Here is a 7,244-nt window from a genome sequence, read left to right on the forward strand (position 1 = left end):
CTGACAGCGGCGCCGGGCGGACCGGCAGGCCCAGCGCGAGCAGCGCATCGCGGCCGGTGCCACGGAGTTGGAGCAGCGGCTGGCCGACCTCGTCCGGGACGGCCTGGCCGGCGCGGACCGCGCGGGGTACGCGCACTGGGACGAGACGTCGGCCCGCATGGTCGACGCGCAGGCGCCCGGACTTGCCGCCCGGGTCAGGGAGTTGGGGGCGGTGACCGGCTCCGGGGCCGGCTGGCCGTCCCGACTGCTGGCCGAGTGCGCCCTGTTGCACCTGCTCAACCAGGGCTTCTTGCGCATCGCCGAGCTGCCGACGCCGCTGGCCGCCACGACGCGTACGCGGGTGGGGCTGACGACCGACACGGCTGACCTGCTGGCCCGTGGCGAGCTGGTGCGGGACCACTGGCTGGTGCTGGCCCGGCAGGACTCGGACGACGGCAGACTGACCACCCGCCGGCTGTGGCTGCGCGGCGCGCGCACGGGGCTGATGGCGCTGCTGCTCTCCTTCGGCGCCGCGGGCCGCGCCCCGGAGTTGGCGCTGCCGGTCGGGCTGACCCTCGATGCGGACCTGGCGTACTACCCCGCCGCGCGCCCGCTGCGGGCGGTCCTCGGCACGCGGTACGGGACGTGGGCGGGCGACGCACACGCCGCGACGGGCACGCCCGGCCCGGCCACCGGGGGCATCACGGATGCGGTCGTGGCTGCGGAGGCGGCGGCAGGGGCGGTGGCCACCTCGGTGCACTCCCCCGCCGGGGCCGTGACGGGGGCGGCGGACGAAGGCGCCTCGGCCGCCCCGCCGGGGGTGGACGTCTCCACCGCGCTGACCGCCTACGGGGACGCCCTGCGGGACGACCCGTGGTTGGACGCCTGGCCGGTGGTGCTCTCCCGGGTCGTGCCGATACCGGACGCGGCGGCCCTGGACGCACTGGCCGCCGCGGGCACGGGCCCCGGCGGGTCGGGCGGCAACCGGCCCGCAGCCGCCGGCTCCGTCCGCGGGACCGCGGGGCGGGGCGGCGATGGCGGTTGGCAACTTGCCGACGCCGAGGGCGAGTTCGCACTGCCCGTCGATCCGCGCTGCGCGTCCGACCTGTGGCAGCTCACGGCGGTCTCCGGCGGCGCCCCGCTGACCGTCTTCGGCGAGTGCGGGCACCGTGGCTTCGCCCCGCTGACCGCCTGGAGCGGTTCGCCGGTGTCCCTGACGACGAGCAGCCGCCGGGGGATGCCATGACGGCGAGCGCCCGGCCGTGCGCGCCACCCGCGCCGTACGTGCTGTACGCGCCGTACGCCGACCGCACCACCCGCCGGCCACCGGCCCGCACCTGGCCGTGCCCGGCCGACCGCACTGCACGCAAGGCCCGGACCGACCGCACTGCACGCCGCCGGCCCCGTACCGTCCCTGGAGGCACCCCGTGACGTTGACCGACACCCCGAACGCCGCCGCGCAGGACACCCCCGGGCAGCCCGCGGCCGACTGGGACGAACTGGTGGCCGCCGCGCTGCTCGGCACCGACCGGCGCACCCCGCCGGTGGCGCCGCGGCCCGGGCAGGAGGCGGCGACGGCGCTGCTGGAGGCGGCTGCGCTGCACACGGTGCAGCACCGGGCGGGGCTGCGACCTGCCGCCGCCCGGCCCCGCCCGGCGCCGGCACCGGACGATCCGCGACCCGACCTGCCGGCCGCGGCCCGGGTCCGGCTGGCCATGCTGCTGACCGAGCGGGCCGGCACCGGGGGCGGCGGTTCCCGTACGGCGCCGGACCTCGCGGAGTTGCTGCCGCAGTGGCTCTCGGCCGCCAATGGGCACGGCTACCGCGCGCCGTCCGCGCTGCTGCCGGCGCTGCTCGACGCGGCGCGCGCCCGGACCGACCTGCGCCCGGCCGCGCTCGCCCTCGCCGGACCGCACGCCCTGTGGCTGGCGCGGCTCAACCCGGACTGGAAGTTCGCGCTGCGCGGCGGGCCTGCGGGCGGCGCCGGCGCGTCCGACGCCGCCGCTTCGGACGCCGCGCTCGACGCCGCAGCGACGCGGCAGATCTGGGAGGAGGGGCTGTTCGCCGAGCGCGTCGCGCTGCTCGCGGCGCTGCGGCGGCAGGACCCGGCGGCGGCGCGCGAGTTGATCGCCGGGACCTGGGCGGCGGAGCGGGCCGAGGACCGGCTGATGTTCCTCGACTCGTTGCGCGAGGGGCTCACCCCGGCCGACGAGCCGTTCGTCGAACAGGCGCTGTCGGACCGCAGCCGCAACGTGCGCTCCACCGCGGCCGAGCTGCTGTCGGCGCTGCCGGACTCCGCGCTGGCCGCCCGGATGGCCGTACGTTCCCTGGCCTGCGTCACGCTGCGGGAGTCGGCCGACGGGGGCCGGGCCGAGGTGGTCGTGGAGCCGCCGGGCGAGTGCGACAGCGAAATGCAGCGCGACGGTGTGGTGGCCAAGCCGCCGTCAGGCCGGGGGGAGCGGTCCTGGTGGCTGGGGCAGTTGGTGGAGGCCACGCCGCTCGACGCCTGGCTGCGGCAGTTCGCCGGGCGCACGCCGGCGGACGTCCTGGCGCTGCCGGTCGCCGACGACTGGCAGGCGGAGTTGCACGCCGCCTGGGGCCGGGCCGCCGTCCGCCAGCGGAACGCCGACTGGGCCCGGGCCCTGCTCCGCGCCCCGGGCGACGACGCCACGCCAGCCACCGACCCGACCGCGCAAGCCGCCGCGGACCAGGGGGCCACGGGTCAAGGACTCGCAGGCCAAGGGCCCACAGGTCAAGGGCCCACAGGCCAGGGAGCTGCGCCGGGCCGGGGTTCCGGTGCCGGGCAAGCACCGACCGCGGCCACACTCGCCACACCTGCCGCACTCGCCATGCCCGCCATGCCCGCCGCGAGCACCGCACACACCACGCAGACCACCCCCAACGGGCCCACCACACCCACCGCGCGGGCGGCGCTCGGTGGGCCGCCGCCCGCATCGCCCAACGGCCCGTCCTGGCGCGACCCGGCCAAGCTGCTCACGGTGTTGCCGGCCGCCGAGCGGGCCGAGTGGGTGGCGGCGTTCATCGCGGCCCACGGACTGTCCGACGCGTTCCGGCTGCTGGGGGTGTGCACGGTGCCGTGGGCGGAGCCGCTGGGCCGTGCGGTGGTCGACGCGCTCGACATCGCGCGCGACGCCGGCAGCTATCCGTGGAGCTTCAGCGGCGTCATGGGCCTCGCCGAGCGCTGCCTGGACCCCGCGCTGGCCGATCGCCTCGAAGTACTGACCGCCCAGGCCGAAGAGCCCCGCGACAGCGCACCCGGAGCGAGCGGCTACTGGTCGGAGGCGTTCCAACGGCTGGTCGGCACGCTGCGCCTACGGGCCACCATGCAGGCGGAACTGGCCCCCGCCCCACCACAGGCCACGCCCACCGACCGGGCGCCCCCTGCCGAGCCCGCTTAACCACCGGGCAGACCCACCCACCGAGCCGCCGGGCTGCCCACCCCACGACAGGACACACCCAGCCACCCAGCCACCGACTCCCCCACCAGCGGGTCCACACACCCACAGCGCACGCCCACCGGCAGAACACGCCCACAGCAGCGCACACCCACCGGCGGACACACCCACCCACAAGTTCCGCCCCCCCACGCGTTCCGCCCACCCACAGACCACGCCCCACACCAGAGCCCGCCGGGCTGCGGCAGGGGGCCGCGCCCTGGCGGGCTCTTGACGGGGTGCTATCCGCCGGCTGCTGACAGCGGGTGGGTCACGCCTCGGCGGGGTGCCGGATGTTGGCCCGCACCCAGGCCACGACCTCGGAGATCGGGGCACCCGGGGTGAAGATCGCGGCCACGCCCTGCTCCTTGAGGGGGGCGATGTCGTCCTCGGGGATGATGCCGCCGCCGAACACCTTGATGTCCTCGGCCTCGCGCTCCCGCAGCAGTTCCAGCACCTTGGCGAAGAGCGTCATGTGCGCACCGGAGAGGATCGACAGGCCGATCGCGTCGGCGTCCTCCTGGATCGCGGTGTCGACGACCTGCTCCGGCGTCTGGTGCAGCCCGGTGTAGATGACCTCCATGCCGGCGTCCCGCAGGGCACGCGCAATGACCTTCGCCCCGCGGTCGTGGCCGTCAAGCCCCGGCTTGGCCACCACCACGCGGATCGGACCGGTCACTCCCATCACTGCCTCCATGCCTTTATGGATTCCTGACCGCCTGCTGTCGCAGTCGACCGGCACCTGCCGCGCACGGCTGCCGTCACGGGCCTTAGGTGTGAACGAACGTTATCGCCAGCATCCCGTACGCGGCCGTTTCCGCGTGCAGAGCGAGGGGGAAATCACACAGGGGCACCCGGACGCCCCGCCGCGACCCGCCGATCGGGTGCGCAGCCGCACCCCCGAAGCCATCGCGAAGTCGCCGTACCCTGTGCCGTCAGCCGCCCGGCGCAGGGTACGGCCATGTCCGGGGCCTCCGCAGGCCCGGAGAACCAGGCGGGCACGCCCCCCAACGCCCCTCCCTCTCCCCCTTCTCCTCATCTCTCCCTCTCCCCTATATCTCTCCCTCTCCCTTTCCCCCTCTTCCCCCTCTTCCCCTCCGGCCCCAACCGGAGACCGCCCCACCCCCACCGACCAGCCCGGGCCCACGAGGGGAGCCACCCCGAAGCCCCGCCCCAACCGCCCTCCAGCCAGCCCCCATCCATGCCCAAGCGGAGGCGGATAACGAGCCAACGCCGCTGGCGAGGGGCGGCGGGGAAGGGTCGGCAGGCCGTGCGGGCGGGGCCGAAAGGGAGGCCATAGACGCTCCAGATCTGGTTCCGGTTGCGCGATCTTGACGATATTTATCGAACGGAAATCGAACTTACGGCCAAGTAATGCCGATCGAAGCGCCGAAAGGCGACCAAATGCCCGTTCTCTGGCGGGCGGAAACCTGTGGAAGATTGTCGGCATCGCATACCGACGGGTACAGTCGCCGCTAATTCTCCTGCTGTCGAGGCGAAAGAGAAGTTGGTGGTGAACAACCGTCACCCGTCGGGTACCCCAGACCCGGCGGCCCCCACTCCCGATGCCTCACCAGCGCATTACGGGTCGTATGACCAGCAGGGCGCACAGCACGGACACTCCGGGTACGACGGTTTTGCCACCGGTACCTTCGACCAGCTCGGTTCCGGTTACGGTCAGGCCGACGCGATCGGCGACCCCTCGTACGGAACACACGGCGGCTATGACGGCGTAACCTCACACGCCTCGCCGCTCTCTGACAACGGTGCCGTCACCGGATACGACGGTTCTTACGACGCACCGTCATCGCCCGCGCCATCCTCGGGTTCGTACGACTCCGGGCAGTGGGACTTCACGGGCGTCGCGTACGACGGTCAGTCCGCCGGTTACGACACCGGTAGCTACGAGACCACCGGCGGCTGGGACGGGGCAACTGGTTATCCGCAGCAGACGGATGGCTCCTTCGCGCAGGCGGGCTCCGGTTCCGCCGACGCCTCCGGTCAGTGGGACACCGGCGCCTGGGGAAGCGCGGCCCAGACCGACACCGGGCAGTTCGCCACCGGCTCGTACGGGACCGGGCAGTTCGCGGCGGGACAGTTCGACACGGCGCAGGCGGACGGCGGACAGTTCGACACGGGCAGCTTCGACAGCGCACCGTTCGCGGAGCCGTCGTACGGCGCGGGGCAGTTCGACGCCGGACAGTTCGACACGGGGCAGTTCCAGACCACCGGCCAGTTCGACACCACCGGCCAGTTCGACACCGGGCAGTGGAACGCCGCCGCCTTCGACGACGGGCGGCACGACGGCGGGCAGTTCGACACCGGCCAGTACGGCACCGTCCAGTGGGAAACCGGCTCCTTCCAGATCGGGGACGCCGCGGGCGGGGCCCCGCTCGGCGCCGCCGCGGAGCACCCGGGCGAGCCGGCGGCCGATGCGCTGGACCCGTACGAGGACTCCACCGGCTGGGACACCGGCGCCTTCGCGACGACCGCCGCCGGCGACCCGGACCCGTACGGTGCGGACTCCGACCCGTACGGATCGCCGTTCCCGCAGGCGCAGCCCGGCGAGGCGCACGCACGGCCGCACGAGCAGGCGTACGACGCAGCGCCCGAGGCGGAGCCTGAACGCACGGCCAGCATGCCGGTCCTGTCCGAGAGCGATCTCGATGACCCGGCCGATGACGGCGCGTACGACGCCGAGTCGGCCCACTCCGCCGGCCCTTCGGCCGGCTCCCCCGCCGAGTCCGGCACCCGGGTCGGGCGCCGCCGGCAGCAGACCGATGTGGTCGCCGGCACCGCGCCGCCCGCCCGGCGCGACGGTGGCCGCGGCCGGCGTCGGCCGAGCGCCAGGTCCCGGCGGTCCGCGCTGCTCACCGTGGCCGTGCCGTCCGTCGCCGTGATGGGGGTCGCGGCCGTGGCCGCCGCGTCCGTCAGCGGGGTGGGCAGCGACAGCGACGACAAGAAGGCCGACAAGGCCGCACAGGCCGTGCCCGACCGGCCGCAGGTCCAGCCGACGGCGGCCAACAGCAAGTTGGACACACAACTCGCCGGGCTCACCGAAAAGGCCGACAACTTCGCCAACCGTGCCAGCCGCACCCAGGAGCGCATCGACCTCAAGGAGCGCCAGGCCGCCGAACGCAAGCGCAAGATCGCGGAGGCGGCGCGCAAGGAGGCGATGCGCCCGAAGTTCTCGCTCCCGGTGCAGCAGCACGGGCTGAGCGCGATGTACGGGCAGGCCGGCCTCAACTGGATGTCGCTGCACACCGGCATCGACTTCCCCGTCGACGGGGGCACGCCCGTGATGGCCGCCACCGACGGGACGGTCCGTACGCAGTTCAACGTGGCGTACGGGAACATGGCGATAGTCACCTCGCCGGACGGCACCGAGACCTGGTACTGCCATCTGAGCAGCACAAAGCTTCGTTCCGGGACCGTGCAGGCCGGCGACACCATCGCCTACTCGGGCGACTCCGGCAACTCGACCGGCCCGCACCTGCACTTCGAAGTGCGGCCCGGTGGCGGTTCGGCCGTCGACCCGCTGACCTGGCTGCGCGGGCACGGGCTCGACCCGACGTGAGGCCGGGCCCCGGCTGAACGCGCTTGCCGCGTGCAGCCGGAACCCATACGACACCCGATCCGCAGCCGCGGCCCCGCGCCCGGCTGCGGATCGCGCCGTTGTGGGGGCCCTTTCGGCCCGGTGGTGCGCCCCCAGGCCCGGTGCGTGCGGGTGTGCCCTTGGGACGCGGCCGGTGAGACAACCACTGCGGCCCGTACGGGCGTGGTGAGCGGGCGCCCTGCCCCGCTCACCCC

At 74.5% G+C, this 7,244-nt stretch carries 3 protein-coding genes and 1 pseudogene; 3 read left to right on the forward strand and 1 reads right to left on the reverse strand.

Annotated features, from left to right (window positions below; genetic code table 11):
• Window positions 1-7 precede the first annotated feature (7 nt).
• Window positions 8-1,225 (forward strand): annotated as a pseudogene (locus tag AAHZ94_RS35665) (SWIM zinc finger family protein); the annotation flags it as partial.
• Window positions 1,226-1,412: 187 nt separating this feature from the next.
• Window positions 1,413-3,398, forward strand: a complete 1,986-nt coding sequence (locus AAHZ94_RS35670; protein WP_349997764.1) for a DUF5691 domain-containing protein — start codon at window positions 1,413-1,415, stop codon at window positions 3,396-3,398.
• 307 nt (window positions 3,399-3,705) lie between these two features.
• On the opposite strand, the gene icmB is transcribed toward AAHZ94_RS35670, so the two are convergent.
• Entirely contained in the window at window positions 3,706-4,119 is a 414-nt protein-coding gene (gene icmB, locus AAHZ94_RS35675; RefSeq protein ID WP_349997762.1) for a coenzyme B12-dependent isobutyryl CoA mutase small subunit, read from the reverse strand.
• An 825-nt stretch (window positions 4,120-4,944) separates the two neighbouring features.
• Between icmB and AAHZ94_RS35680 the strand changes: the two genes are divergently transcribed.
• A complete protein-coding gene (locus AAHZ94_RS35680) occupies window positions 4,945-7,011 on the forward strand; it encodes a M23 family metallopeptidase (RefSeq protein WP_349997763.1) in 2,067 nt (688 codons plus the stop codon).
• The last annotated feature ends 233 nt before the right edge of the window (window positions 7,012-7,244 follow it).

The organism is Streptomyces sp. HSW2009 (assembly GCF_040240285.1).
Classification (GTDB): Bacteria; Actinomycetota; Actinomycetes; order Streptomycetales; family Streptomycetaceae; genus Streptomyces.